Below are 25,661 nucleotides of genomic sequence, written 5' to 3' on the forward strand. Positions count from 1 at the left end.
GCTACAACGGGATCGAGCGGTCGTCGGCGAAGGCCTGCAGCAGCGCCCGCATCGGCAGCCCTTGCGCCGGCGCCATCAGATTGTCTTCGAAGAAAGCCTCCAACTCCTCCAGCGGCAGCTCCGTCAGCATCGCCTTGACCGGACCGATCGAGGCTGGCGACATCGAGATCGAGCGGAAACCAAGCCCGATCAGCGCCATCGCCGAAATCGGCTTGCCGGCGAGTTCACCGCACAGGGTGACGGGCGTATGATTGCGGACGCCGGCGTCGGCGATCTGTTTGAGCACGCGCAGGAACGGCGCCGACAACGTATCGAAGCGGTTGGCCAGTTGCGTGTTGCCGCGGTCGACCGCCATGACGAACTGGAAAAGATCGTTCGACCCGACCGAGACGAAGTCGACCGCCTTCATCAGTTCGTCGAGCTGGAACAGAAGCGACGGCACTTCCAGCATGGCGCCCAGTTTGAGACTGGTCGGCAGGTGGTGGGCGAAGCGTGAGAGATGCCGCACCTCGCGGTCGATGATTTCGCGCGCCTGGGCGATTTCGCCAAGCTCGGTCACCATCGGCAGCATCAGCTTGAGCTCGCGCCCGCCGCTGGCCTTGAGCAAGGCGCGTATCTGTGTGCGCAGCAAGCCCGGCCGGTCGAGCGTCAGGCGGATTGCCCGCCAGCCGAGCGCCGGATTCTCTTCCTGGATCGCCCCCTTGAAGTAGGGCAGCACCTTGTCGCCACCAATGTCGATGGTGCGGAAGGTGACCGGCTTGCCGCGTGCGGCCTCGAGCACGTCGCGATAGAGCTTTTCCTGGGCTTCCGCGCGTGGAAAGGTCGAGGCGACCATGAACTGCAGTTCCGTGCGAAACAGGCCAATGCCGGCAGCGCCCGCCTCCGCCAACTGCGGCAGGTCGACGGCAAGCCCGGCATTCATCAACAGGTCGACCTGGACACCATCCCTGGTCGTCGATGGCTTCTTGCGCAGCTCGCGGTAGACCTCCTGCCGGCGCGCCCGGAACCGCACTTTTTCAGCATAGGCGGCTTCGAGATCGGATTGCGGCCGCAGATGGATCGCGCCTTCCTCGCCGTCGACGATGATGGCATCGCCGTTTTCCGCCATGGAAACCGCGCCCTTCATCTGGCCGGCGACGGGAATGCCCATGGCGCGCGCGACGATGACGACATGACTGGTCGCCGCGCCATCCTCGAGCACCAGGCCACGCAGCTTGTCGCGGGGATAGTCGAGCAGTTCAGCGGCGCCCATCGAGCGGGCGACGATGATGGCGTCCTTCGGCAGCGAGGCCGCGACATCCTCGGGTCCGCGTCCCATCAGCTGGCGCAACAGCCGGTTGGCGAGATCGTCGAAATCGCTCATCCGCTCACGCAGGTAGGGATCGGTCATGTGCAGCATGCGGGCGCGCATGTCGCTCTGCACCTTTTCCACCGCCGCTTCCGCTGTCAGGCCGTTGCGGATCGCCTCTTCCAGCCGCCGGACCCAGCCGCGGTCGTTGGCGAACATGCGGTAGGCTTCCAGCACCTGGCGGTGCTCGCCCTCGAAGGCGACATCGCGGCGCTCCAGCATGTCGTCGATCGAGAGCCTGAGCGAACCGAGCGAGGCTTCGAGCCGCCGGACCTCTTCCTCGCTGTCCTCGTTGAACAGATTGGTGACGACGATGCGCGGCTCGTGCAGCACGACATGGCCAAGCCCGACGCCGTCGTTGAAGGACAGGCCGGTGAAGCTCACAGGCCGGCGCAGGTCGAGTTCGAGGCCTGGCCGGGTCAGCCGCGCCAGATCGCCGGTGGCGATCATCTCGGCGATGACCATGGCCGTGGTTTCCAGCGCCTCGACCTCGTCGTCGCGGTAATGGCGCATGGTCTTGTTCTGCACAACCAGGACGCCCAGCGTGCGCCCTGCCCTGAGCACCGGGACGCCGAGGAAGGAATTGTAGATCTCCTCCCCGGTCTCCGGCAGATAGGCGAAGGCCGGGTGTTCCTGCGCGTTGGACAGGTTGAGCGGCCTGGCACTCGCCGCGATCGTGCCGACCAGGCCTTGCCCCAGCCGCAACTGCGCCAGGTGGACGGCGTTCGGGTTCAGACCTTCGGTGGCGTAGAGTTCGAGCACCGAATCGGCGCGCAGCACATAGAGCGAACAGACTTCGGCGACCATGTTGGAGGCGATGTCGCGCACGATCCGGTCAAGCCGCTCCTGCGGCTCCAGCGGCTCCTGCATGAGCTCGCGGAGCCGTTTCAGCAAAACGCGCGGGCCGCTGGCCTGGTCACGCATCGCGGCTTCTTCTCCAATAAACTTCTTGCCGGGCGCAGTTTCCGCCGCGGCCGGCATGCACGCAACAACTGATTCAGTCTTGCTACTGCTTATCCAGACCGTAGACGGAATGCAAAGTGCGAACCGCAAGTTCCGTATACGGACCGTCGATCAGTATCGAAATCTTGATCTCGGAGGTGGTGATGGCGCGGATGTTGATCGCCTTGTCGGCGAGAGCCTTGAAGGCGGTGGCGGCAACACCCGCATGGCTCCTCATGCCGATGCCGATGACCGAAACCTTCGACATGCCGGCTTCCGACTGCACGACATCATAGCCGATCTCGGCTTTCAGCCGGTCGAGCACGGCCAGCGCCTTGTCGACATCGCCCGACGGCACGGTGAAGGTCATGTCGGTCAGCTTGCCGTCCTCGGAGATGTTCTGGACGATCATGTCGACATTGATGTTGGCTTCGGCCAGGGGACCGAAGATGCCGGCGGCGACGCCTGGCCGGTCGCCGACACGGCGCAGCGAAATCTGCGCTTCGTCCTTGGCGTAGGCAATTCCGGTGACGACCTGCTGTTCCACGATCTCTTCCTCGTCGCAAATGAGCGTTCCCGGAGGATTGAGCAAATCCCCCATTCCGGGCGCATCGGGATCGTCGAAGGACGATCGCACGAAGGTACGCACCCTGTGCACCATGGCAAGCTCGACCGAACGCACCTGCAGAACCTTGGCGCCGAGCGAAGCCATTTCAAGCATTTCCTCGAACGATATCTTGGCCAGCCGCCGCGCCTTGGGCTCGATGCGCGGATCGGTGGTGTAGACCCCGTCGACGTCGGTGTAGATGTCGCAGCGATCGGCCTTGACCGCGGCGGCGATCGCCACGGCGCTGGTGTCGGAGCCGCCGCGGCCAAGCGTGGCGATGCGGTTGTCCGGCCCGATGCCCTGGAAACCGGCGATGACAGCCACCTGCCCCTCGCCGAAGCGCTTGACCAGGAAGGCGCCGTCGATGTCGAGAATGCGCGCCGCGCCATGCGCGTTGTCGGTCTTGATCGGGATCTGCCAGCCTTGCCAGGAGCGCGCATGCACGCCCATGTTCTGCAAGGTGATGGCGAGCAGGCCAGCCGTGACCTGTTCGCCGGAAGCGACGACCGCGTCATATTCGCGTGCGTCGTGCATCGGCGAGGCTTCGCGCGTCCAGCCGACCAGTTCATTGGTCTTGCCGGCCATCGCCGAAACCACCACCGCCACCTCGTGGCCGGCGTCGACTTCGCGTTTGACGTGACGCGCCACATTGCGGATGCGGGCGATGTCGGCGACGGAGGTTCCGCCGAATTTCATCACGATACGCGCCATGGAAGCGAAATGCCTTTGACTGGAGCCGGCCCGAGGCCGAAAACGGAAGAAAAGCGCTCGGCTGACGCCGGCCGCTCAATGCGCGGCCTCCTTAACCAAATGGGCAAGGTTTCGCAAGGCTGACGGCGGATTGCGTAACAACAGGGCATATTGCCTTCCAGGCCGGTGCCGCTTACCAAATGCTGCCTGCGGGAATTCCTCTTGGTTCGGCATAACAGATGATTGCTCGTCTTCGGCGCGCCATGCGATTGCAGCCGCTCCCGATTATCGCCGGCTTCGCCGCGCTGGCGCTGATCGTCGGCGCCCGTGCCGTGCTCGTCGAGAGCCAGAGGGCCAATCGTGCCGCCGCGCGCGAGACAATCGAATACCAGGAGCAGCTTTCCGGGCTGCTTTCACTGGCGCAAGACGCCGAGAGTGGTCAGCGCGGCTACCTGCTGACAGGTGAAAAATCCTATCTGGAGCCTTATCGGAAGGCCGTCGAGGCAATTCCTGGACAACTGGCGCGGATCGAGAGCGCGGCCGCTCCCGATGATCAGATCATCCAGCAGATCAGCCACATCAAGCAAGCGCTTTCGCAAGAGCAGGCTGTGCTGTCCCAGACGATCGCCCTCTATGATCGAGGCGACGCGGCAAAGGCCCTGCAACTGGTCCGCAGCGGCCAGGGCAAGTCAGCCATGGACGAAATCCGCGCCAGCATGGATACGATCCGGCGTATCGGCGCCGCCGCGGTGGCCGCGCGCGACGAGCATACCGATCGGGTCGAGGCCTGGTTGCGCATCGGCTCGCTGGCTGCGTTGCTGGGGATTTTCCTGCTTGGTGTCTACACCATCCGTCAATCCCGCCGCCGCTTCCGCGAGGTGCTCGTCGCCCAGGAAGAGCTGATGCGCAAGAACATCGAGCTCGGCAATGAGATCCAGACGCGTGAAAATGCCGAATCCCAGATACGCCAGATGCAGAAGATGGAAGCCGTCGGGCAGTTGACCGGTGGGATCGCCCACGACTTCAACAACATGCTGGCGGTCATCCTCAGCGCCATGAACCTTGCCCAGCGCAAGCTGAAGCGGGGCGAACATGACATTGAAAAGCTCGTCGAGGCCGCGACGGACGCGGCCAGCCGTGCGGCCAATCTGACCTCACGCCTGCTTGCCTTCTCCCGTCTGCAGCCTCTGGCGCCGCAGGTTGTCGACACCAACCGGCTGTTGACCGGCATGTCCGATCTTCTGCGCCGTGCCCTGGGTGAAGGCATCCGCATCGAAACCGTGCTGGCGGGCGGCCTGTGGAAAATCCACGCCGATCCCAACCAGCTCGAGAACGCGATCCTCAATCTGGCCGTCAATGCCCGCGATGCCATGGACAATGACGGCAAGCTGACCATCGAGACCGTCAACAGCCACCTCGACGAGGCCTATGCATCGACGCACGCTGACGTCGCGCCTGGCCAATATGTGATGATCGCGGTTACCGACACCGGTGCGGGCATGTCGCCTGAGATCATCACCAGGGCCTTCGAGCCCTTCTTCACGACCAAGCCGGTCAATAAGGGCACGGGGCTTGGGCTGAGCCAGGTGTTCGGCTTCGTCAAACAGTCGGGCGGCCACGTCAAGATCTACTCCGAGCCCGGCGAAGGCACGACGATCAAGATCTATCTGCCCCGACTTTTCGGACCTGAGGAGCCGGCGGTTCCAGCCGGGCGCGACAAGGGCGCCGCCACGGTCACCGAGACGATCCTCGTCGTCGAGGACGACGCCCGCGTGCGGGCTTCCACGACGGACGTCATGCGCGAACTCGGCTACACCGTCATCCACGCGGCAGGCGGACAGGAGGCCCTTCAGAAGCTCGCCGCGACACCCGGAATCGCCCTGCTTTTCACCGACATCGTCATGCCGGTGATGAACGGCCGCAAGCTCGCCGAGGAAGCGCTCGCGCGCCAGCCCGGGCTGAAAGTCGTCTTCACCACCGGCTTCACAAGGAACGCCGTGGTCCACAACGGCGTGCTCGACCATGACGTGCACTTCCTGGCCAAGCCGTTCACCATCGATCAACTGGCAGCGAAGCTGCGCGACGTGCTGGACACGAAATAGGCGGCGCCGGAACTCGCATCATCCTGACGCAGTCACGCTTATCCACAGGCCGGGGTAGTCGACAACGAAGCCGTGCGGCGAGACGCCGAGGATTTCGTCATAGCCGAATAAGGGCGCGGCGTAGGCGTAGCGCGTCTCATCAAGACGCCGATAGGTCTGTTCGAGACGCGCCAGTTCCAGTCTGGGAAAGGTCAGGTAAGCAGCCGGAGCGGGCGTCGTTGCGCCGATGCCAAGATCGAACCGGCGGATCGCAAGCAGATTCGACGCGGGCGTGAAACCGAGGTCGACGTCGATAAGACCGGTCACATCATGCTGCGGTTCGCCGTTCAGCATCCACCGGCCGTCGGAATCCCGTTCGATCGCGTGGTGCAGCCTGTTTCCGCCCAGAAAGCCGCTGACGCGCGCCGACTGAGTACGCCAACCGGTATCGCAGTCTACCCGATAGGCAAGGCAGCATGGCTTGTCGTCCTGGATGAAGATGGCCTGCCCCTCGAGGCTGCATCCGCTATCGGTCCGCGAAAGCAGGCATCCGTCATGCCCTTCGAGGTCAAGCCTCCGCCAAAGGATCGAAACCGGCGTCGCTGTCATCGCTCACTCCTCTGGTTCAAAACGATGCTTCTCATTCGTCCGCGAGGCCGATCGTGTTTCATGGCGATGCTCGGCAGCTGACATGGCCTGACATGGAGCGCCGCGATGTCAGCAGGGGAAAATGTTGCCTTGACATTCGATGCCTCACGCCCGACTTCCTAGCGTCCGAGGAGACCGACCGATGCCTGAGCCCCGACGATCGACGATCGATGCCGGAGAAGTGGAACGCTTTTCCGCCCTTGCCGCCGAATGGTGGAACCCGAACGGCAAGTTTCGTCCGCTGCACAAATTCAACCCAATCCGGCTTTCCTATATCCGCGACCAGATCGCGGCGCGCTTCGGCCGCGACCCGCGCGCGGCGCGGCCGTTCGAGGGCCTGCGTATCCTCGACATCGGCTGCGGCGGCGGTCTTTTGTGCGAGCCGATGGCGCGGCTCGGTGCCGAGGTGGTCGGAGCGGACGCCTCCGAAACAAACATAGAAGTGGCGAAACTGCATGCCGCCGAAGGCAATGTGAGCATCGACTATCGCGCCACGACGGCAGAAGATCTCGCCGAGGCCGGCGAGAAATTCGATGTCGTCCTCAACATGGAAGTGGTCGAACATGTCGCCGACATCGACCTGTTCGTCGCCAAATGCGGCGAGATGGTCAAGCCCGGCGGCATCATGTTCGTGGCCACCATCAACCGCACGCTGAAGGCGCTCGGCCTGGCCATCATCGGTGCCGAATATGTGTTGCGCTGGCTGCCGCGCGGTACCCATCAGTTCGGCAAGCTGGTGCGCCCGGAAGAGCTGGAAAAGGCGCTTGGCGGCGCCGGCCTGACCATCATCGACCGCACCGGCGTCACCTACAATCCGCTTGCCGACCGCTGGTCGCGGTCGAAGGACATGGACGTCAACTACATGGTGCTGGCGGAAAAGGGATCGGTCTGAACGGCCAATCCTCAGCCGCCGCCGATACCCATAGCCCGAGCCCGGTGGCGACGCCGGCGACAATGCGAAATAAGCCCGAACCCGTCAGGCTTTCTGGCTTTGCGCCTTGGTGGTGATGAACACGCCGGCGGTGATGATGACGGCGCCGATCCAGGTCAGCAGCTGATAGTGTTCGCCAAGGAAGATCGTACCGGCAAACAGCCCGACGGCCGCCGCGACATAGCCGATCTGGCTGAGATAGACCGGACCGCCCACCGCCTGCAGCCGGAAGAAGAAAGCAAACATCGCCGATGCCGAGGCCATCTGCGCCACCACGGTGAGCGGCACGGTGCCGAGCTGGATGAAGGCCTTGCCGCCAAGCAAGATCAGGATGCCGACGAGCAGCATCGTCGCGGACGCCAGATGGCTGCCGACCGCGAGTTCGATAGGACCGGTTCCTTCCGGCCAGTCGATGGTGCGGTAGATGTTGCCGGCAGCGAGACTGACAGGAATGAGCAGGCCCAGGACGACCCAGAAGATTTCGGCCGGCTGGCCGGCCTCGCCGCGCGTCACCGCCACCATGACCGCGCCGACGAAGCCGACGGCGATGCCGATGATGCCCAGCATGTTGGGGCGCCGGACACCGAGCAGGATTGAAAACACCAGCGTGATGACCGGCGACAGCGTGAACATGATGCCGGTGTAGCCGGCGCCCAGATGCGGAATGGCCGAAAACATCAGGAGATTGGGAACGGCATAAGACACCGCGGCGGTGACGAAGAAATAGCGCAGTTTGTGCCCGGTGAGCCGGATGCGCTGGCCGCGCAGCAGCAATACGACGAGAAGCACACCGCCGGCGCCGAGCGAGATGACGAAGGCCCACACCATGGCCGGCACGCCGGCCGCCGTGGCGAGCTTGCCGAAAGGCAGCGTCAGGCCAAGCAGGCCGCCGGTGACGACCAGCAGGCCGAGCGCCGAATCCCAGAGAAGCTTCATCATCGAGCCCTGTCGCGTGCGGCCCTTGGCCGGCATTGAATCTTCGGGTAAGATAATGGAAAGATTCTTAACGTCAAGATACATTACGGTGAGCTAGATGGACCGCGCAGGGAAAGCCACCGAGCAATGGCAGCGGGAACGACCGGACCTGGACGTGTCGCCGATGGCGGTGATCGGGCGCTTGAATGAGGTCTCCTCGCTGATCGCGCGCGAGCGCCTTGCGCCGCTCTTTGCCCGTTTCGGACTGCAGGCGGGAGAGTTCGATGTGCTGGCGACGCTGCGCCGTTCAGGCTCACCTTACGCGCTGACACCGACAGCGCTTTACGAGGCGACGATGGTGACCTCCGGCGCCATGACCAACAGGCTGGATCGGCTCGAAACATCCGGGTTGATCCAGCGCGCGCCACACCCCAGCGACCGGCGCGGCATCGTCGTGCGGCTGACCGAAAAGGGGCTCGCCTTGATCGACGAAGCTGTTGCCGCGCACGTGGCCAATGAGCACCAGATCCTGTCCGGCCTGACACAGACCGAACGAGAAACACTTTCGCGTCTGCTGGAAAAACTGATCGGCAGCGTAAGCTAATTGCTAGCTAGTTCCGGTCGTCCGGAAACACCGGGATCGGCATGAAATCGACGCCGTCCTCGGCCAGGCCCTTGGCCTCTTCCAGCGTCGCCTCGCCATAGATGCCGCGCGCATCGGTTTCGCCGAAATGGATCTTGCGCGCTTCCTCGGCGAACTTGTCGCCGACATAGTCGGCATTCTCGCGCACCTTCTCGGCCATCGCCTTCAGCTGTGCCATGGCCTGCTTCTGCGCCTCGCCCATGGCAAGTGCTATGGTTTCCTGCTTGCGGGCCGTGGAAACGGCGGGCGCCATCAGGGCCTTCTCGACCTTGTGCGAGCCGCAGCTGGGGCAATCGACAAAGCCGCGCTTCTTCTGCGTGTCGAAATCGTCATTGCTGCGAAACCAGCCCTCGAACTCGTGCTCGTTTTCGCAGATGAGGGAAAAGCGGATCAAGAGGCGGCACCCCTGAGACGCGGCGCCTCGCCGGCGTTGATGGTGAAATCCCGCGCATTTTTCAGATTGGGGATCTTCTTGCGCGCGGCAATCGACTGCGCCGGGTCGATCTCGGCAACGATCACGTCAGGTTCGTCATGCGCGGCTTCCGCGATGATGCGGCCCCACGGATCGACGATCAGCGAATGCCCATAGGTCTCGCGGCCGTCCTCGTGCAGACCGCCTTGCGCGGCGGCGACGAGAAAGGCGCCGTTCTCGATGGCGCGTGCTCTGAGTAGCACATGCCAATGCGCCTCGCCGGTCTGGCGGGTGAAGGCGGCCGGCACGGAAAGCAGGTCGGCGCCGGCCATCGCCTCGGCGCGGAACAGTTGCGGAAAACGCAGATCGTAGCAGACGGCAAAGCCGAGCTTCGCACCCCCGATTCCGGTGACGACGGCCTCTGTGCCGGGCTCGTAGGCGGCCGATTCACGCCAGCTCTCGCCATTGTCGAGATCGACGTCGAACATGTGGATCTTGTCGTAGGCGGCGAGCGTCGCGCCATCGGGTCCGAACAGGAGCGCGCGGTTGGCGAGCTTGCCGTCGGCGCGCAGGATGGCGGTCGAGCCAATATGCAGGAACACGCCGAGTTCGCGCGCCAGTCTGCGCGCCGTCGAGACGATGATGTCCTTGTCCTCGGAGGTGAAGGAGGCGGCACGCGCTTGCTTGTCGCGGATCAGCGCGCCGGTCATCTCCGGCGTCTGGATGTAGGTCGCGCCCTGGACTGCCGCCTCGCGCACCATCCGCTCCATATCGGCCGCATTGCGCTCGGGGCTCTCGCCTGAACGCATCTGCACTGCCGCTGCCTTGAAGACACCCATTGTCACACCCTCAAATCGACGCGCCGTTGGCGAGCAGTTTGTCCAGCCGGCCTTCCGCCTCCAGTTCATGGAGGTCGTCGCAGCCGCCAACATGCGTGTCGCCGATGAAAATCTGCGGAAAGGTCGTGCGCCCGTGAGCCCGCGACATCATCTCCTGGCGCAGTTCCGGCGAGAACGACGCGTCGTGCTCGGTATAGGAGACGCCTTTGCGCTCCAGCAGCCGCTTGGCCGCCGTGCAGTAGCCGCACATCATACGCGTATAGATCGTGACATCGACCATGACGAATTCCGCTTCCGTTGCCGACTTATATAGTCGCGGACTCGTCCGCCCGGAAGTCCCCCGGCAACACGCGGGCAAAGGTCAGCACGTCGACGGCGGCGGCGCCTCCCTTTTTCAGCGCCTTGGTGGCGGCACGCACGGTTGCACCGGTGGTGTAGACATCGTCGATCAGAAGCACCCTGCGGCCGGCAATCTCGATCTCGGCCTCGGCGGGCACGCGAAAGGCGGCGCGCACGTTCTCCTCGCGCTCGTGCCGCTCCAGCCCGACCTGCTGGCGGGTGAGTTTCACGCGATGCATGGCGGAAGGCGCGAAAGATAGCCCGCTGAGCTCGCAAACCGCCCGCGCCAGTTCCGCCGATTGGTTGAACCGCCGCCTGAAAAAACGGCGCCAATGCAGCGGCACAGGCACCACCACATCAGCGTCGGCGATGAGGTCGGCGCCCACGCGGACCATCCAGCGCGCCATCCAGGGAGCGAGATCGGTGCGATCCTGGTATTTCAGCCCTTGCACCATCTGGCGGGCGACGCCGGAATAGGCGACCGCGGCCCGCGCCCGCTCGAAAGGCGGCGGATCGGCGATCGCCTCCGCCGACAGGAAACCCTCGCCCATGTGATGGGTGAACGGCGTGCCCATTACCGGGCACCAGGGCCGCTCCAGGAGCCGCAGCTTCGGCCAGCAGGCGCCGCACAGCACGCCGGGCTGCGAGACCTGCCGGCGGCAACCGGCGCAGACCGGCGGAAACAGGATACGCGCCGGCCAGCCAAGAGCCGACCGGGCTGCCGACCCGGCCAGCTTCCTGATCTCGTCGGACTTGATCTTGGGCATCGGATCGGCCACGTGGTTGGTTTCTCGTCGCCACCATACGAACCATATCAGGGCGCGGATATACAAGGACCCATCCCTTGCAACCTATAATGGATACCTCCCTGTGGCTGGCGCACAAGCGGCGTGCGCTCATCCATCCGGTTGACGGTGCCGACTTCCTCATGCATCGCGCCGCCGAGGACCTTGCCGACCGGCTGGGCGCCGTCGAGCGCAGGTTCGCCAAGGCGGCGGTGCTGTTTTGCCAGACCTCGGCCGCGGCCGACGTCCTTGCGCGGAGCGGCAAGGTAGCCGACATCGCCCGTGTCGAGGCGGACGCGGTTTTCCTGAATGGTGCCGCCGGCCTGATTGCGCCGCTGGAGACCGTGCCGTTCGAGCCGCAGGGTCTCGATCTGGTGGTGTCGCTTTTGTCGCTGCAGACGATGAACGACATCCCGGGCATGCTGATCCAGATCCGCCGCGCCCTGCGGCCGGACGGACTTTTCCTTGGCGCCTTCGCAGGCGCCGGCACGCTTGCGGAACTGCGCGAAAGCCTGCTCGCCGCGGAGACCGACCTCTACGGTGGCGCCAGCCCGCGCGTCATCCCGTTCACCGATGTGCGCGATGCCGGCGCACTGCTGCAGCGCGCCGGTTTCGCATTACCGGTCGCCGACGTCGAGACGGTGACCGTGCGCTATGCCGACCTGTTTGCGCTGATGGCCGATCTGCGTGCCATGGGCGAAACCACCGCGCTTACCGACCGCAGCCGGCGGCCGGGGTCACGAAGGCTGTTTGCCCGCGCCGCGGAAATCTACGCCGAACGCTTTTCCGACCCCGATGGTCGCATCAGGGCAAGCTTCTCGATTGTCTGGATGTCCGGCTGGGCGCCCGACGCGTCGCAGCAAAAGCCGCTGAAGCCCGGTTCGGCCAAGGTTTCGCTAAAGACTATATTAGAGAAGCCTGAAGGACACTGACCCGTTCGCGGGCATCAACCCCCAGAGCAATCCAGGAAACTGCGTAGCGGTTTTCCCGGGGAAAACGCGTAGCGCTTTCCCTTGCGGAATTGCGTGAAAACAGGAGTTAGAACGTTCAGCGGTTTCTATCAAACAATGACCGCCCTACTGGGCGAAGGCGTTGGCAAGTCTACTGGAATTGTCGCTGAACAACCAAGTGATCTGGTTGAAGACCTGATTGATGCCGCCGACGATCGTCAGCGACAGCACGGCAATGATCAGGCCATATTCGATGGCCGTGGCCCCGTTTTCGTCCTTCAGAAAGCGTAGCAGCACCGTTTTCATCACGTTCATCCCTCTTGCCGCAACCCTACCGCCGACCTGTTAAGAAAGGTTAACGGCACAGGCTTAACAGGCGATGAAATCGCCGCGTTTCGGAAATGTCTTAACCTTGTCAGCAGTCGCCACTGCTTTTGCCATCGGAGCGGATAATGCAGACCCCACCGGGCTCGGCCTGCAGCACGCTGCGGCGCACTGTATGGGTGCTGCGATGGCTGATCGAACCCGTAGCCGTCATGTCGAGACCGGGGAAATCTTCGCGGGCCGATTGCGAGCGCGTCTGACTGTCGAGGAAGGGGGTCGCGATCAGCGCCAGCGCCACCGCGGCCGATCCGAACAGCAACGTGATCCGCAGGACGCTCATGCCGGCATCGGCGGCACGAAAACCGCGGTCGGGCCGGATCGTATCCCAATCCCTGTCCAGGCTCATTCTATCGCTCCCCAGCGCATGGCGACGGCCGTACCAGAACGGCCATCCATCAATTTTTCATGATGAGATAAATCTTCCATTAACGCTGGCTGATATGGACCGTGGTCCAATCAGCTCTCAGAGGAGGTCGATCAGGAACGGGATCAATGGCGCGTCGGCCGGCGGCATCGGATAGTCGCGCATCTGTTTCGGCCGCACCCATTTCAGCGCCTGCCCTTCCCTCGGCTGGGCGATGCCGCGGAAGCGGCGGCAAACAAACAGCGGCATCAGCAGATGGAAGTCGTCATAGGAATGGCTGGCGAAGGTCAGCGGCGCCAGGCATGGGATCTCGGTTTCGATGCCGATCTCCTCATGCAGTTCACGGATGAGGCATTGTTCCGGCGTCTCTCCGGCTTCGACCTTGCCGCCGGGAAACTCCCAGAGACCGGCAAGTTGCTTGCCTTGCGGCCGCTGCGCCAGCAGCACGCGACCATCGGCATCGACCAGCGCGCAAGCGGCGACCAGGAGCAGGCGCTTGCCGCTGGATATCACATCATTCATGTCCGGGCGGCCGGCGGTAATGATAGCGATAGACTTCCTCGAAGCCGAGCGCGCGGTAGAGCGCCAGCGCCGGCGCGTTACCCGCCTCGACCTGCAGCCAGGCTTCGCGCGCGCCGCGCAGCCTCGCCCATTTCAGCGCCGACAGGATCAGGTTGCGGCCGTGGCCCTTGTTGCGCGCCGCCTTGTCGGTGGCGACCTCGAACAGCCCGGCTAGATCGCCGTCATGCACGCAGATCAGCGTCGCCAGCGGCTCCGCCCCATCCTCGAGCGCAAACAGCCCGGCCTCGGGCTGGATAGCGCCGATGATCTCCGACAGACCCGGCCGCAGCGATACGTCAGAGCCGCTGACCTTGAGCAATGCGCCGATGAAGCGGCTAATGTCCTTGAGCGGGATCTGGTCCATGGCGGCGTCGAGATGCGCGTCGGCCAACGGCAGCCGCATGACGAGCGATTCGTCGAACCGGCTCCAGCCCTCCTTGTCGAGATGGCTGGCAAGATCGGGCCCGGAGAGTGGCGACATGCGGAACGTCAACGGCCGGCCATAGGCATCGAAACGGCGGCTCGCGCGACCGATGCGGTCGGCGATGTGCTGGATGTCGCCGGGATCGAGCGGATTGACCGAGTTCAGCCGCTTGGCCGGATGGCCGGCGGTCAGGCGCACCACCCACGTGCCGTCATAATGGACGGCGGCCGCGGGCCAGGCGCGAAAGCCGGCCGCCTCGTAGCGGCGCACTGTCGCGAGCATGCTTGCCGGATGACGCGAAGCCAAGGCGATCAGCTCCGGTAGTCGCCGTTGATGGCGACATATTCCTTGGTGAGATCGCAGGTCCAAACCGTCGCCTTGCCACGGCCGATGCCGATATCGGCGCGGATGCGGATGTCGTCGCGTTTCATGTAGGCCGAGGTCGCTTCTTCCGAATAGCCGGGGTCGCGCTCGCCCTCATGCGCCAGCCTGTTGTCGCCGAACCAGATCGACAACCGGTCGCGATCCGCGGGCTCGCCGGCCTTGCCGACGGCCATGACAACGCGGCCCCAATTGGCGTCCTCGCCGGCGACCGCCGTCTTGACCAGCGGCGAATTGGCGATCGACAGCGCGATGCGCTTGGCCGAGCGGGCCGATTTGGCCCCGGTGACGGTGACCTCGACCTGCTTGCGGGCGCCCTCGCCGTCGCGCACCACCTGCAGCGCCAGCGACTTCAGCACCTTGCCGAGCGCCCGGCGGAACTGGCCAAGGCGGGCATCTCTTGGATCGGTGATTTCAGGCGCGCCGCGCTTTGCCGCCTTGCCGGTGGCGAACAACAGCAGCGTGTCGCTGGTCGAGGTGTCGCTGTCGACGGTCACCGCGTTGAACGTCTTGGCCGTGCCGCGCGACAACAGGTCCTGCAGGACCGGCGCCGCGATCGGCGCGTCGGTGGCGATGAAGGACAGCATCGTCGCCATGTCGGGCGCGATCATGCCGGCGCCCTTCGAAATGCCGTTGATGGTGACATCGGCGTCGCCGAGCTTGACCGTCTGCGTCGCCACCTTCGGATAGGTATCGGTGGTCATGATGGCCCTTGCCGCCTCGGTCCACAGGTCCGGCTTGCCGTCGCTGACCAGCCCGGCGAGCAGATGGCTGAACTTGGTTGTGTCGAGCGGCTCGCCGATGACACCGGTCGAGGCGAGGAAAACCTCAGCTGCCGTGCAGCCGGCCGCCTTGGCCGCTGCTTCGCCCGTCATCGCGGTCGATTCGCGGCCTTTCTTGCCGGTGAAGGCGTTGGCGTTGCCGGAATTGACGACCAGCACCCGCGCCTTGCCGGTGCCAAGGTTCTGCCGGCAGAAATCGACCGGCGCCGAGGGACATTTCGACTTGGTGAACACGCCGGCGACCGCGGTACCGGCGTCGAACACCATGGCCAGGAGATCCGTACGGTTTTTGTACTTTATTCCCGCTTCGGCGGTGGCGATGCGCACCCCTTCGATTTCCGGCATTTTCGGGTATTTCTTTGGCGCGAGCGGCGAAATCGTCGTGGACATGGAACCTCGGGCGGGAAAATCGCAAGGGGAAGGCCGGTTTGCCCGATACGGCGCGCCGGTGCAAGCGCCGTTTTCGTCGCTCCCGCCAGGGCAAACACGTTCAGGATCAAGCTTGCATTTCAAATCTGTTGGCGTCGCCAGGGTCCATGGCGCTATGATCCTCCCCATGGGCAGGCTTGCGATCCTCGCTTGGGCATTTCTGGGACTTTTGCTGCTACGCGCCGACGCCGAGCCGGCGCGGCGCGTGGCGCTCGTCATCGGCAACGGCACCTATGCCGAGGCCGGCACGCTGGCCAATCCCGTCAACGACGCGCTCGACATCGCCGACAAGCTGCGTTCCATCGGCTTCGAGGTCATCGAAGGCAACGATCTCGGCAAGCGCGAGCTTGAACGCAGCATTGGCGAGTTCTCCGATGCGCTCGAAGGTGCCGGCGTCGGGCTTTTCTATTATGCCGGCCACGGCCTGCAGGTCGAAGGCCGCAACTATATCGTGCCGGTCGATGCCAGGCTCGACATCCCGGTGAAGCTGCAGCTCGAAGCAGTGCCGATCGACGAAGTCCTCGACATCATGGAACAGCAGACCAAGGTCAGCCTGGTCTTCCTCGATGCCTGCCGCAACAACCCGTTTGCCCGCGGCTTGAGCCGCACCGCCTCCACCCGCTCCGCGGCGGCGCTGGCGGGTCTGGCGCAGTTCGATTCGACGCGCGGCTCATTCATCGCCTTTTCGACCGCGCCGGGTGCTGTCGCCATGGACGGCAGCGGGCGCAACTCGCCCTTCGCCCAGGCCCTGCTGCGCCACATCGCCGAACCCGGCCAGAGCATCAACGACATGATGATCGCGGTGCGCCGCGACGTGGTTTCGCAAACCCGCGATGCCCAGCGCCCCTGGGAGCAGGGCTCGCTGCTCGAACGCTTCGAATTTGTGCCCGGCGAAGGACCGGAAAAAACGCCTGCGCCGGCCACGCCACCCGCGCCGCCGACGCAAGTGGCTACGCTCGAGCGTTCGGTCAGCGACGACAAAAGCGCGATCGAGAAATTCTTGCGCGACGACTACCTGTCGCCGGACGTCAAGGACATGCGCACCGCCGTCCAACGGCTTTACGGACCATCGGCCACCATCTTCGGCACGCCTTACGATGCCGAGACGCTTGTGAAGGTGAAGAGCGACTGGTTCGCGCAATGGGCCTCGTGGTCGCTCGGCCTGGAACCGGGCAGCCTGGAGGTCACACCGCATGGCGAGAGCAGCGCCCAGGCCGTCTTTGCCATGAACTACGACTACAGGCCAAAGGACAAGTCCGCGGCACCTGTGGCCGGCAAGGCGCGGGTGACGCTGGAATTGGTCAAGACCGATAAGGGATGGCGCGTCGTGTCGGAGACATCGCGGGCGATGTGAGGCACCGCTTGATGAGCGCGGCGCCCCTGCGTCACAAAACGGGTCGTTTCGTTTCATCGCCGGATCGCTTATCATTGCCAGCGAATTGAAACGAGGACGACAGGAATGGCCGAGGAGGCTGATACGGCGCGCAAATCGATCGGCGCGCGGCGCAATCCCGACAGTGCGGACGCCATACTGGAGGCCGCCGAGGCAGTCCTTGTCGAGGCCGGTTATGCCGGTTTCTCGATCGAAGCGGTGGCGCGGCGCGCACGCGCCGGCAAGCCGACCATCTACCGCTGGTGGCCAAGCAAGGCGGCACTGCTGCTGGAGGTCTATCAGCGCCAGAAGCGCGTCGACGTTCCCGATACGGGAAAACTGGAGGAGGACCTCGTCGGCTTTTTGATGAACCTGTTCTCGCACTGGCGCGAGACATCGTCGGGCAGCGTGTTCAGGTCCCTGATCGCCGAGGCGCAGTCGGATGAAACCGCCGCCGAAGCCCTTGCCGATTATGCTGGCGGACGCCGGGCCCACACCCGCCAGATCATCGAACGCGCCAACGCAAGGGGCGAGATCGCCAGCGACATCGATCCGGCCGTGGTCGCCGATCTCGTGGCTTCCTACGCCTGGCGGCATCTCCTGACCAACCGGCTCGGCGAACCCGAAGCGACGATCCGCAAGGTGGTTCGATATCTCCTGCAAGGCATAGCAGCGCCCGGCAGGTAGGCACCGCTGGCACGTGCCAACGAAAAAGGGCGCGGCGCCTTTCGGCTGCCGCGCCCTTTTTCGAGCTGTTCGGGCTTACTTGGCGCTTTCCAGCGTATCGACGGCCTTCTTCAGCTTGGCGTCGGGGATCTCGACCTTGGCACCAGCGCGCAGCGACTTGACCAGCGCGAAATACTTGTCCCGGATGACAGCCTGCTTGGCCTGGTCCTTGACCTCGTCGAAGGCAGGCGGCTGCTTGGCGCGCTTGTCCTCGAGCTTGATGACGTGCCAGCCGAACTGCGACTGGACCGGCTGCTCGGTGTACTTGCCGACGTCGAGCGCGAACGCCGCCTTGTCGAACTCAGGCACCATCTGGCCAGGTCCGAACCAGCCGAGGTCGCCGCCATTGGACTTGCCCGAGGGGTCGCTGGTGTGTTCGTTGGCGAGCTTCTGGAAGTCGGCGCCGCCGTCGAGCTGCTTGATGATCGCGTCGGCCTCTTCCTTTGTCTTCACGAGGATGTGACGGGCATGCACCTCGTTGACCGGCGGGGTATTGGCGATTTCCTGGTCGTAGCGGGCACGAACCTCGGCGTCGGTGACCTTGTCGACGACGCCCTTCTCGACCATTTCGCCATGCAGCGCGCGCTGCTGCAGGAAGGCCATGCGGCGCTGGAAGTCGGGATCCTTGTCGAGGCCTGTGGTGACCGCCTGGGCGGCCATGACGCGGATTTCGATGGCCGCCGAAAGTGCCGCGGCGCGGCGCTGCTCGGGCGGCAACTGCGCGAACTGCTGCGACAGTTCGCCCTCGGCAAGCACCAGATCGGCTTCGGTCAAGGGCTGGCCGTTGACGGTGGCGATCACGGTATTCGGGTCGACCGGCGCCGCGGCCGGTGCGGCCGCGTCCGCCGGGGCAGCCGGTGCGGGAGCGGTCTCCTGCGCCATCGATGGCGACAGGCAAAGCGCCGACAGGCCGAGGGCAAGGCCAAGGCTGGCAAGCGACGCACGGCTGAACAACAAGGACATAAGGATGACTCCGGTGAGGGATTGTAAGGAGGGCGGCTTCCAGATCAGCCAGATTGTGGCGGAATTTGGCGCGACCGGCAGGGCCAGCGCGGCGTTGACATCAGTTGAGCCCCCTCTTATCTGTCCATCGACTTGGCGTCCAGAACCGTTTTCCGGGCGCTTTTTGTGTTTGCCCGCATTCAGGCGGTGCGTTCACGTGGATGTGATGGGGCCGGCCGGCGCCTGTCTCAAGATTGAGAATTCTATCGAAAGGACCATTGGATGGTCAGTCTCGGCGGTCTCGCCCGTAAGGTTTTCGGTTCCTCCAACGACCGTCGAGTCAAATCGACCCGCCCCCGCGTCGAGGCGATCAACGCCATGGAAAACGAGATGCGGGCACTCTCCGACGCCGAGCTTGCCGGCCGCACGGAAAAGTTCCGCCAGGACATCGCCAACGGCGCCAGCCTTGACGACCTGCTGATCCCCGCCTTCGCGACCGCCCGCGAGGCGGCGCGCCGCGTGCTCGGCATGCGCCCCTTCGACGTCCAGCTGGTTGGCGGCATGGTGCTGCACAATGGCGGCATCGCCGAGATGCGCACCGGCGAGGGCAAGACCCTGGTCGCGACGCTGCCGGTCTATCTCAACGCGCTTGCCGGCAACGGCGTCCATGTCGTCACCGTCAACGACTACCTCGCCACCCGCGACTCCGAATGGATGGGCCGCGTCTACAAATTCCTCGGCCTTTCGGTCGGCGTCATCGTCCACGGCCTGTCGGACGAGGAGCGCCGCGTCGCCTACGCCTCCGATGTCACCTACGCCACCAACAACGAGCTCGGGTTCGACTATCTGCGCGATAACATGAAGTATGAGCGCGCCCAGATGGTGCAGCGCGGTCACAATTACGCGATCGTCGACGAGGTCGATTCCATCCTGGTCGACGAAGCACGCACGCCGCTGATCATTTCCGGTCCGCTCGAGGACCGTTCGGAAATGTACAACACCATCGACACCTTCATCATCCAGCTGCAGCCGCAGGATTATGAAATCGACGAGAAGCAGAAGACCTCGATCTTCACCGAGGAAGGCACCGAGAAGCTGGAGAACATGCTGCGCGATGCCGACCTGCTCAAGGGCGAGTCGCTCTACGACGTCGAGAACGTCGCCATCGTCCATCACGTCAACAACGCGCTGAAGGCGCACCGGCTGTTCCAGCGCGACAAGGACTACATCGTGCGCAACGGCGAGATCGTCATCATCGACGAGTTCACCGGCCGCATGATGCCGGGCCGCCGCTATTCGGAAGGCCTGCACCAGGCGCTCGAAGCCAAGGAGCATGTGGCGATCCAGCCGGAGAACCAGACGCTCGCCTCCGTCACCTTCCAGAACTATTTCCGCCTCTACAAGAAGCTTTCCGGCATGACCGGCACGGCGCTGACCGAGGCCGAGGAATTCGGCAACATCTACGGTCTCGAAGTCACCGAGATCCCGACCAACCTGCCCGTTATCCGCAAGGACGAGGACGACGAGGTCTACCGGACGGTCGAGGAGAAGTACAAGGCGATCGTCAGGGAGATCCGCGAAGCCAGCGCCAAGGGCCAGCCGACGCTGGTGGGCACGACGTCGATCGAGAAGTCCGAGCAGCTGGCCGAGCGCCTGCGCAAGGAAGGCTTCACGGATTTCGAGGTGCTGAACGCCCGCCACCACGAGCGCGAGGCGGCGATCGTCGCCCAGGCCGGCAAGCCCGGCGCCATCACCATCGCCACCAACATGGCCGGCCGCGGTACCGATATCAAGCTTGGCGGCAATGCCGAGATGCGCATCGCCGACGAGCTGGGCGACATGCCGGAGGGTCCCGAGCGCGAGGCGCGTGAAAAGGAGATTTATGCCGACGTCGAGCGCCTGAAGGAAAAGGCGCTGGCCGCCGGCGGCCTTTACGTGCTCGCCACCGAGCGCCACGAGTCACGCCGCATCGACAATCAGCTCAGAGGTCGTTCGGGCCGCCAGGGCGATCCCGGCCGCTCGAAATTCTTCCTGTCGCTGCAGGACGACCTGATGCGCATCTTCGGCTCCGAGCGTATGGACGGCATGCTGCAGAAGCTCGGCCTCAAGGAAGATGAGGCGATCATCCACCCGTGGATCAACAAGGCGCTGGAAAAGGCGCAGAAGAAGGTCGAGGCGCGCAACTTCGACATCCGCAAGAATCTGTTGAAATACGACGACGTCTCCAACGACCAGCGCAAGGTGGTGTTCGAGCAGCGCATCGAGCTGATGGACGGCGAAGGCCTCTCGGAAACCATCGGCGAGATGCGCGAAGGCGTCATCGACGAGATCGTCGCCAAGGCGATACCCGAAAACGCTTATGCCGAGCAGTGGGACGTCGCGGGCCTGAAGGCCGAGGTCGCCGAATTCCTCAATCTCGACCTGCCGGTCGAGGACTGGGTGAAGGAAGAAGGCATCGCCGAGGACGACATCCGCGAGCGCATCTCTGCCGCCGCCGCCGACGCCGCCAAGGAGCGCGCCGACCGTTTCGGCCCCGAGGTGATGACCTATGTCGAGCGCTCGGTGGTGCTGCAGACGCTCGACCATCTGTGGCGCGAGCACATCGTCAATCTCGACCATCTGCGCTCGGTCGTCGGCTTCCGCGGCTACGCGCAGCGCGATCCGCTGCAGGAATACAAGAGCGAGGCGTTCGAGCTGTTCCAGGCGATGCTCGGCAATCTGCGCCAGGCCGTCACCGCGCAGCTGATGCGCGTCGAACTGGTCCGCCAGGCCGCCGAAGCCCCACCGCCGGAAGCGCCCGACATGTTCGGCACGCATATCGACGGCACCACCGGCGAGAATGATTTCGATGGTGGTGAGACCGCCCTTCTGGTGCGCCCCGAGACAACCGCCATCGTCGCCCCCGAAGACCGCGACCCGAACAACCCCGCAAGCTGGGGCAAGGTCGGCCGCAACGAAGCCTGCCCCTGCGGCTCCGGCAAGAAATACAAGCACTGTCACGGCGCGTTCGCCTAACGGCGCGCTTCCCTTCTCCCCGTTTCACGGGGAGAAGGTGGCCCGAAGGGCCGGATGAGGGGCAGCGCCAGCCTTCGCGATCGACGACCGGCAAATTCGTTCCGGCGATTTCACTCCCCAGCACGGCGCAAGCCCCAGGTCACACGGCCGACATCCCCATCATTCCCACAACCTGGGATTGACTGCTGAGGGCAGTCATGCTACAAATCCATCCATGGTGCCGACTCGCGCCAACAACCCGCCGCAAAGGCGGGTTTTTATTTGGGGCCGCCTTCTGACCGGGTCGGACCGATTTCAAACTTGCCGGCGCCGGCCTTCGCGATTAGCCAATCTCCCCACCCGTGGGGGAGATGGCCGGCAGGCCAGAGGGGGGCGCTGTCCCGCCAACTCTCTAAAGGGTCGGTATCCCAATCGTGGTGGTCTTGAACTTTACCCGCAATTCGCCGTCCGCCACGCTGACCAGAAACACGGATTTTGGATCTTTGTAAGCGCCAAGCTTTTTGTACCTCTCGCACAGGTCGAGCAGCTTGCGCGCGTCAGCCGACACCTGGACCAGCCATGACGGTGACGAATGCACCAGAGAGCCCATGATCGGTGTTTCGATCATGACGCCTCCGTCAGCAGGCAAGAGCAGCGTGTCCTTTGGGATGCTGCCTTTTGCTCCAGCCGGCGCGCGGCGCATCTGCGGCAGTTTCGCGACCGCTTGATAGAAGTCGAGCGCGCTGACCTCCACGGCTGGATGGGCAAGTGTTCGCGACCTGGTCGTCATCGCTTCGCCGCTTTCATCGCTTCGGTAATTGCCATCGTCTCGACACTCACGCGCGTCACCCGCGCCAGAAGATCAATCACCTTCTCCTTGTAGTCGGCAAAGCGGTAGGTGTTGAACTTCTCGCGGATCGTCGGATCCTTCGGGGTCTTCTCCCTGTACTGGTCGAGAATCCAGTCGAGGCCGGAGCGGTTTCCGAGCCGATAGTCCCATGCCTCTTTCGGAATGCCGGAAAGCTGTGTCTCGGTGTCGAGGCGAATAATGCCATTATCACGATCAGCCTTCAGCATCGCCTTGGGCACCACACCGGCAGCACGCGCCTTCTCGTCCGGCGTATCCAGCCGATCCAGCGGCCACGGTTCCACCGCTTCATAGCCGATGTGCAGGCCCATCAGCCTCTTGCCCCATTCGGCCCAACGCCAGAAGTCGGGATAGAACGGGAGGCGCGGAAACTCGCGCTTCAAATTGATCGCATATTTCTCGCGATACACTGGGTCGTGCAGCACCCCATACACGTAGTAGAGTAGTAGAAAATGTCGTCCTTAGTTAGGACTGAAGCCACTTTCCGTGGGTGGTCAATCTTCTCGTTCGTCAAATCCCCTTCGCGTGAGGCGACTGGAACGCCCTGACCTTCCTTGCCATATGCCTTCTGGAATTCCCTCAGCGCCCAGTCGGTGATGTTGTCGACGCGCTCGCCAGCTTTAGAATAACGGTGCCGGGGAAGCGCTGTGGCCCCCGCAGCGGCACCGACTAGGTGCATATCTATCAAGCTTTCACTTGCCGTCACCATAAACGGTTTTTGTGATGTCGGGTCTGCAAATACTGCGGTTGGGTTTAACGCCCCGCCACGCTCTCCGTAGATTGCGCGAGTTTGATTTAGCATCTCAATCAGTGGTGGATAGAAAAGAAGTTTCTGCCGATCGAATGGTCGATACATTACATCAACCGTTCCCGCATCGGAAAGGTGAAGTGGTTGATCGTTTTGGAGGCTTCGCTTAACCGAGCGCGTCCACTTTATGCTGCTATCGAGTTTCTCTACATCAAGCCTGCCCTGTCGATCACGAGGGCCGGACTTACGATCACACTCGTATCGATCAACAAGGTATGAAGCCTTTGTGCTCAACTTTTCGATTGAGCGATCGTACATCCAATCGTCCCGATTGGTAACAAGGCCAAACGAAAACAGCCGAAATATCGCTCTTTCCTGCGCCTTCGTCTTCGCCGCCTTGGTCCTTTTGTCCGCCACAGGAATCAGTTCGTCCCAGTCGTTCTCCGTCAGGTTGACCCAGTTCCCCTTCTTGTCGGGCTCGATCCGCTGAAACGAAATGGCCGATGCCTTGCTGTTCGCCAGAAAGCTAAGCTTGTCCTCGGCCGTATCCATTTCCGGCCGTCGGGCGTAGAAAATCTTGCAGCCCTTCTGCTTGTGACGCTTGACGAAGAAGGAGATCGCCACGCCGGTTTGGATGCCGAAGACATTGTGCTTGGTACCTGAAAGTTTCGGATTGGCGCGCACATCGCCGCCGAGGTCGACGATATAGATCTCGTTGAATTCCTGTTCGACCGCCTTGCGGAACCCATCAAACGTCCGGCTCTCGATGAAGCTACGATTGGTGATGAACGCCAGCACGCCGTCGTCGGCCATGCGATCCGACGCCCAGCGGAAAAAGCGAGCATACATGTCGTAGACCTTGGTTTTCTGCGCCGTAGAGAGCCTGATGTAGCTTGACTTGATCAGTTCATCGATGCGCTTGTACTCGCGGTTCTTGTTGTTGTCGTTCTCGTTGGCCTGGTTGGCATTGTAAGGCGGGTTGCCGATGATGACGGAAATCTTGCGCGCGTTCTGCCGTTTCACGCGCACCACGTTCTCATCGGAAAGCCCTCCGAACAGGTCGTGTTGGTGACCGGCCTTGATGCCGAGCCCGCCCACATTGTCCAGCGTGTCAACGAAACAAAGGTTCGGAAACTCGGCAAATTGGCCTGAGATCGCGGCGTAAGTCGCCTCGATGTTCAGATTGGCGACATAATAGGGCAAGATCGCCACTTCGTTGGCATGGAGTTCATTCTTGTATTTGTGCGCGAGCTTTTGCGGTTGGCCGCGAAAATGTTCCAACAGTTCGCAGATGAACGTGCCCGTGCCCGTCGCCGGGTCCAGAATCTCGACATGCTGATCGATCAGTGATTTGCCAAAATGCTTCTGGGTCAGCCAGTCGGCACCCTCGATCATGAACTTCACGATCTCGTTCGGCGTGTAGACGACGCCCAGCCGATCGGCCTTCTTCTTGTCGTAAACCTTATAGAAATTCTCGTAGATCAGCTTCAGGAACTGCTGCTTCTCCTGATGGCTGGAGATCAACGCCGCATTGGCGCGGATCGTCGAATAATAGGTTTCCAACCTCTTGAGCGTTTCACGCTTCAGTTGGCCGGTGAAGAACTTTGCCTCGAGCCCGTAGAGCTCCTTGGCGATATTGTTCTCGCGGTGGAAGTCGCCCTGGTCGAACACATGGGCGAAGATTTCCTCGGTCAGGATGTGCTGGATCAGCATTTCCCGGATATCGGCTTCGCCGACCGAGGGGTTGATCGTGTCCTTGGCATGCTGCAGGAATTTGTCCGCTGCTGCCTTGAAATCGGCGTTGGTGGCGTATGCCGCGTCGATACGCTCGCGCAACGCCGTCAGCACCGCCGGGATGTCGTGCTTGAACTGCTCGACGGCTTTGCGGAAATCGCGGATTTCCTCGCGCTCGTAACCGAAGAACAACGACACGAGCTTGAGCAGCTTGTCAGTGTCCGTCATCGAGCAGCGAAAGACTTCCTGCCGGTTCTGGATCAGGACCGCCGCTTCTGAATTTTCGAAAATGATGTTGTCTTGGGGATAGCCCTTGGCCAGCTTCTTGCGGATTTCCTCGTCGAGATCGTCGGCGGTATCCTTCGCCTCCCAATAGCCGAGCGGCACACGCAGATCATGCAAGATTGTGCCGTCAGGCCTGATCCTGTTCTTCTGTGGAGACAGAAATTCGTACTGGCTAATGAAATGCAGATTGTGTTGACGCGCCCATGCCTTGAGCAAATCCTTGAACGCTTCCGAGATCACGCCCTCTGTGAGCGATCCAGAAAACTTCCTTAGTCTGTCGATTTCGTTGAGATACTGCTGAACTAGAAGTTGCGACATGATTCCCCCAAAGCGGACGCATTAGAGCGGGTTTCGCGCTTCCGGGAAAGTGCTTGAACACTGAAGCCCGCCATCATTTCGCGAACCTTTGCCCATTTCGTACTTTTCCCCAAGAGCGCCTCTATCACAGGACAAATGCTCCGAAGCCGGCGCCGCCCCTCATCCGCCTGCCGGCACCTTCTCCCCGTATGGTGATAGGGAGAAGGAAGCTCCCCACCC

Annotated in this window: 24 protein-coding genes; 7 read left to right on the top strand and 17 right to left on the bottom strand. The window is 63.1% G+C overall.

From position 1 onward, the window contains the following. Position 1: 1 nt before the first annotated feature. Both ptsP and O7A70_RS02755 read right to left on the bottom strand, forming a co-directional pair. Entirely contained in the window at positions 2 to 2,272 is a 2,271-nt protein-coding gene (gene ptsP / locus O7A70_RS02750) for a phosphoenolpyruvate--protein phosphotransferase (RefSeq protein ID WP_337138909.1), read from the bottom strand. Positions 2,273 to 2,354: 82 nt separating this feature from the next. Beyond that, the gene (locus tag O7A70_RS02755; RefSeq protein ID WP_015315600.1) at positions 2,355 to 3,608 is read right to left on the bottom strand and encodes an aspartate kinase; all 1,254 of its coding nucleotides are present in this window, start codon (positions 3,606 to 3,608) and stop codon (positions 2,355 to 2,357) included. 242 nt (positions 3,609 to 3,850) lie between these two features. On the opposite strand from O7A70_RS02755, the gene O7A70_RS02760 reads away from it, so the two are divergent. After that, the gene (locus O7A70_RS02760) at positions 3,851 to 5,689 is read left to right on the top strand and encodes a CHASE3 domain-containing protein (RefSeq protein ID WP_337139029.1); all 1,839 of its coding nucleotides are present in this window, start codon (positions 3,851 to 3,853) and stop codon (positions 5,687 to 5,689) included. A gap of 18 nt (positions 5,690 to 5,707) precedes the next feature. Here O7A70_RS02760 and O7A70_RS02765 read toward each other — a convergent pair whose 3' ends face one another. Continuing rightward, positions 5,708 to 6,277, bottom strand: a complete 570-nt coding sequence (locus O7A70_RS02765; RefSeq protein WP_337138910.1) for a putative glycolipid-binding domain-containing protein — start codon at positions 6,275 to 6,277, stop codon at positions 5,708 to 5,710. Between the two features lie 181 nt (positions 6,278 to 6,458). Here O7A70_RS02765 and ubiG point away from each other — a divergent pair, with 181 nt between their 5' ends. After that, positions 6,459 to 7,208 carry a bifunctional 2-polyprenyl-6-hydroxyphenol methylase/3-demethylubiquinol 3-O-methyltransferase UbiG gene (ubiG, locus tag O7A70_RS02770; RefSeq protein ID WP_337138911.1) on the top strand — a complete coding sequence of 250 codons (750 nt, stop codon included), beginning with the start codon at positions 6,459 to 6,461 and terminating at the stop codon, positions 7,206 to 7,208. A gap of 84 nt (positions 7,209 to 7,292) precedes the next feature. Here ubiG and O7A70_RS02775 read toward each other — a convergent pair whose 3' ends face one another. Continuing rightward, positions 7,293 to 8,183 (bottom strand): DMT family transporter, encoded by an 891-nt coding sequence (locus O7A70_RS02775; protein ID WP_337139030.1) that lies wholly within the window; start codon positions 8,181 to 8,183, stop codon positions 7,293 to 7,295. A 97-nt stretch (positions 8,184 to 8,280) separates the two neighbouring features. On the opposite strand from O7A70_RS02775, the gene O7A70_RS02780 reads away from it, so the two are divergent. Further along, a complete protein-coding gene (locus tag O7A70_RS02780) occupies positions 8,281 to 8,766 on the top strand; it encodes a MarR family winged helix-turn-helix transcriptional regulator (protein ID WP_337138912.1) in 486 nt (161 codons plus the stop codon). 7 nt (positions 8,767 to 8,773) lie between these two features. Here the strand turns inward: O7A70_RS02780 and O7A70_RS02785 are convergent, their stop codons facing one another. Genes O7A70_RS02785 through O7A70_RS02800 form a run of 4 tightly spaced genes read right to left on the bottom strand, consistent with a single transcriptional unit; the run spans position 8,774 to position 11,174 of the window. Next, positions 8,774 to 9,199: a DUF1178 family protein gene (locus tag O7A70_RS02785; RefSeq protein WP_140503195.1), complete on the bottom strand. Its 426-nt coding sequence runs from the start codon at positions 9,197 to 9,199 to the stop codon at positions 8,774 to 8,776. Beyond that, positions 9,196 to 10,056: a carbon-nitrogen hydrolase family protein gene (locus O7A70_RS02790; RefSeq protein ID WP_337138913.1), complete on the bottom strand. Its 861-nt coding sequence runs from the start codon at positions 10,054 to 10,056 to the stop codon at positions 9,196 to 9,198. Before O7A70_RS02790 ends, O7A70_RS02785 begins: the two co-directional genes overlap by 4 nt. 10 nt (positions 10,057 to 10,066) lie before the next feature. Next, entirely contained in the window at positions 10,067 to 10,336 is a 270-nt protein-coding gene (gene grxC / locus O7A70_RS02795; RefSeq protein WP_337138914.1) for a glutaredoxin 3, read from the bottom strand. Positions 10,337 to 10,361: 25 nt separating this feature from the next. Next, a complete protein-coding gene (locus tag O7A70_RS02800) occupies positions 10,362 to 11,174 on the bottom strand; it encodes a ComF family protein (protein WP_140769597.1) in 813 nt (270 codons plus the stop codon). A 65-nt stretch (positions 11,175 to 11,239) separates the two neighbouring features. Here O7A70_RS02800 and O7A70_RS02805 point away from each other — a divergent pair, with 65 nt between their 5' ends. Then, positions 11,240 to 12,112, top strand: coding sequence for a methyltransferase domain-containing protein (locus O7A70_RS02805; protein ID WP_337138915.1), 873 nt, complete (start codon positions 11,240 to 11,242; stop codon positions 12,110 to 12,112). Positions 12,113 to 12,256: 144 nt separating this feature from the next. Here the strand turns inward: O7A70_RS02805 and O7A70_RS02810 are convergent, their stop codons facing one another. The 5 genes from O7A70_RS02810 to argJ form a co-directional block, all read right to left on the bottom strand. Continuing rightward, positions 12,257 to 12,436, bottom strand: coding sequence for a Flp family type IVb pilin (locus tag O7A70_RS02810; protein ID WP_337139031.1), 180 nt, complete (start codon positions 12,434 to 12,436; stop codon positions 12,257 to 12,259). A gap of 109 nt (positions 12,437 to 12,545) precedes the next feature. Beyond that, positions 12,546 to 12,860 (bottom strand): hypothetical protein, encoded by a 315-nt coding sequence (locus tag O7A70_RS02815; RefSeq protein ID WP_337138916.1) that lies wholly within the window; start codon positions 12,858 to 12,860, stop codon positions 12,546 to 12,548. Between the two features lie 117 nt (positions 12,861 to 12,977). Further along, positions 12,978 to 13,400: a (deoxy)nucleoside triphosphate pyrophosphohydrolase gene (locus O7A70_RS02820; protein WP_027143436.1), complete on the bottom strand. Its 423-nt coding sequence runs from the start codon at positions 13,398 to 13,400 to the stop codon at positions 12,978 to 12,980. Further along, on the bottom strand, positions 13,393 to 14,145 hold the full coding sequence (locus tag O7A70_RS02825) for a GNAT family N-acetyltransferase (protein ID WP_027143437.1): 753 nt from the start codon (positions 14,143 to 14,145) through the stop codon (positions 13,393 to 13,395). Before O7A70_RS02825 ends, O7A70_RS02820 begins: the two co-directional genes overlap by 8 nt. A gap of 29 nt (positions 14,146 to 14,174) precedes the next feature. Next, positions 14,175 to 15,416: a bifunctional glutamate N-acetyltransferase/amino-acid acetyltransferase ArgJ gene (gene argJ, locus O7A70_RS02830; RefSeq protein WP_140503207.1), complete on the bottom strand. Its 1,242-nt coding sequence runs from the start codon at positions 15,414 to 15,416 to the stop codon at positions 14,175 to 14,177. Between the two features lie 166 nt (positions 15,417 to 15,582). Here argJ and O7A70_RS02835 point away from each other — a divergent pair, with 166 nt between their 5' ends. Both O7A70_RS02835 and O7A70_RS02840 read left to right on the top strand, forming a co-directional pair. Then, complete coding sequence (locus O7A70_RS02835) at positions 15,583 to 16,809, top strand: caspase domain-containing protein (protein WP_337138917.1); 1,227 nt, start codon at positions 15,583 to 15,585, stop codon at positions 16,807 to 16,809. 105 nt (positions 16,810 to 16,914) lie between these two features. Then, positions 16,915 to 17,514 carry a TetR/AcrR family transcriptional regulator gene (locus tag O7A70_RS02840; protein ID WP_337138918.1) on the top strand — a complete coding sequence of 200 codons (600 nt, stop codon included), beginning with the start codon at positions 16,915 to 16,917 and terminating at the stop codon, positions 17,512 to 17,514. 75 nt (positions 17,515 to 17,589) lie between these two features. Here the strand turns inward: O7A70_RS02840 and O7A70_RS02845 are convergent, their stop codons facing one another. Further along, positions 17,590 to 18,516, bottom strand: coding sequence for a peptidylprolyl isomerase (locus O7A70_RS02845; RefSeq protein WP_337138919.1), 927 nt, complete (start codon positions 18,514 to 18,516; stop codon positions 17,590 to 17,592). Between the two features lie 261 nt (positions 18,517 to 18,777). Between O7A70_RS02845 and secA the strand changes: the two genes are divergently transcribed. After that, entirely contained in the window at positions 18,778 to 21,510 is a 2,733-nt protein-coding gene (gene secA / locus O7A70_RS02850) for a preprotein translocase subunit SecA (protein WP_337138920.1), read from the top strand. Positions 21,511 to 21,901: 391 nt separating this feature from the next. On the opposite strand, the gene O7A70_RS02855 is transcribed toward secA, so the two are convergent. Genes O7A70_RS02855 through O7A70_RS02865 form a run of 3 tightly spaced genes read right to left on the bottom strand, consistent with a single transcriptional unit; the run spans position 21,902 to position 25,442 of the window. Next, positions 21,902 to 22,243: a hypothetical protein gene (locus tag O7A70_RS02855; RefSeq protein WP_337138921.1), complete on the bottom strand. Its 342-nt coding sequence runs from the start codon at positions 22,241 to 22,243 to the stop codon at positions 21,902 to 21,904. 32 nt (positions 22,244 to 22,275) lie between these two features. After that, positions 22,276 to 22,740, bottom strand: coding sequence for a type ISP restriction/modification enzyme (locus O7A70_RS02860; protein ID WP_442921149.1), 465 nt, complete (start codon positions 22,738 to 22,740; stop codon positions 22,276 to 22,278). Beyond that, positions 22,737 to 25,442: a type ISP restriction/modification enzyme gene (locus O7A70_RS02865; protein ID WP_337138923.1), complete on the bottom strand. Its 2,706-nt coding sequence runs from the start codon at positions 25,440 to 25,442 to the stop codon at positions 22,737 to 22,739. The genes O7A70_RS02860 and O7A70_RS02865 overlap by 4 nt, the downstream gene beginning before the upstream one ends. Between the last annotated feature and the right edge of the window lie 219 nt (positions 25,443 to 25,661).

Source organism: Mesorhizobium sp. Cs1299R1N1, assembly GCF_037179655.1.
Taxonomy (GTDB): Bacteria; Pseudomonadota; Alphaproteobacteria; order Rhizobiales; family Rhizobiaceae; genus Mesorhizobium; species Mesorhizobium salmacidum.